Annotated in this window: 2 protein-coding genes; one reads left to right on the forward strand and one right to left on the reverse strand. The window is 69.0% G+C overall.

Annotated features, from left to right (window positions below; translation table 11 throughout):
- Positions 1–30 precede the first annotated feature (30 nt).
- On the reverse strand, positions 31–420 hold the full coding sequence (locus MFF42_RS24555) for a response regulator (RefSeq protein ID WP_238258538.1): 390 nt from the start codon (positions 418–420) through the stop codon (positions 31–33).
- A 282-nt stretch (positions 421–702) separates the two neighbouring features.
- Between MFF42_RS24555 and MFF42_RS24560 the strand changes: the two genes are divergently transcribed.
- A partial coding sequence (locus MFF42_RS24560) for a class II glutamine amidotransferase (RefSeq protein WP_238258540.1) occupies positions 703–1,197 on the forward strand: 495 nt, incomplete at its 3' end.

Raw genomic sequence — 1,197 nt, forward strand, 5'->3', positions numbered from 1 at the left:
GGCGGGGCCTTTTTCCGTCCCAGGTTCGGCTCAGGCGGCGCGCGCGGTGAGGGTGGCGCGCTCGGCCTGCCGCAGAAGCTCCAGGGGCAGCCAGGGCTTGCGCATGTAGACCGCGTGCGGCGGGATCTCGGTCCGGCGCTCCTCGCGGGCCTGGGAGGTCACCACGAGCCGCACCTCCGGCCAGCGATCCTCGACGGTGCGCGCCAGCGCCGCGCCATCCATTTTGCCCGAGAGATGCGTGTCGGCGATCACCATCGCCACCGTCACGTCGCCGCGCTCGAGCACGGCCAGCGCGTCCTCGGCGCTCGAACAGGCGATGACGTCGAGGTCGGTCTCCTCGATCAGGACGGTCGCGAGATCGCGGGCGGCCTCGTCCTCCTCGACGACGAGCGCGACCGGGCTGTCTCCGGTGTGAGCCATGATGTCTCCCTGAAAGCTGCGAGCGGGTCAGAAGCGGCAGCCCGGCCAGGGGCGCGCCGCGGCGGAGTCGGCGGCGCCGACGATGCTTGCCCTGCGACAACAAGTTCGGGGATGATCGGTTCAGCGAAATTGTGCCGGCTCGAACCGTTCGATCCGCGCCGCCCCTTAACCGACTGTTCACCTCCCGAACCGAATTGTTACAGTCCGGCGACGCAGGGCGGTCCGAACGGACCGATGCTTGCATGTTCGGCTTCGGACCGCAAAGGAGGCTCTTGTTCCGCCATGTGCCGCTTCCTCGCCTATCTCGGTGAGCCGGTTTTCCTGAACGAGCTGGTCTGCGCCCCGACCCATTCGCTGGTCCATCAGTCGCTGCACGCGTCGGAGGCCAAGACCGAGACCAACGGCGACGGGTTCGGGATCGGCTGGTACGGCGAGCACGCGGAACCCGGCCTCTACCGCGACATCTGCCCGGCCTGGTCGGACGAGAACCTCGTGAACCTCTGCCGGCAGGTGCGGGCGCGGACCTTCTTCGCCCATGTGCGCGCGGCGACCGGCACGGCGACGACCCGGGCGAACTGCCACCCCTTCGCCCACGGCCGCCACCTGTTCATGCATAACGGCCAGATCGGCGGCTATCACCGGATCAAGCGGCGCCTGGAGGCGCTGATCCCGGACGAGTTCTACGACACCCGCCGCGGCTCGACCGATTCGGAGGCGATCTTCCTGCTGGCGTTGGCCAACGGCCTGGAATCTGACCCCGTCGCCGCCATGGAGGCG

Source organism: Methylorubrum podarium (assembly GCF_022179745.1).
Classification (GTDB): domain Bacteria; phylum Pseudomonadota; class Alphaproteobacteria; order Rhizobiales; family Beijerinckiaceae; genus Methylobacterium; species Methylobacterium podarium.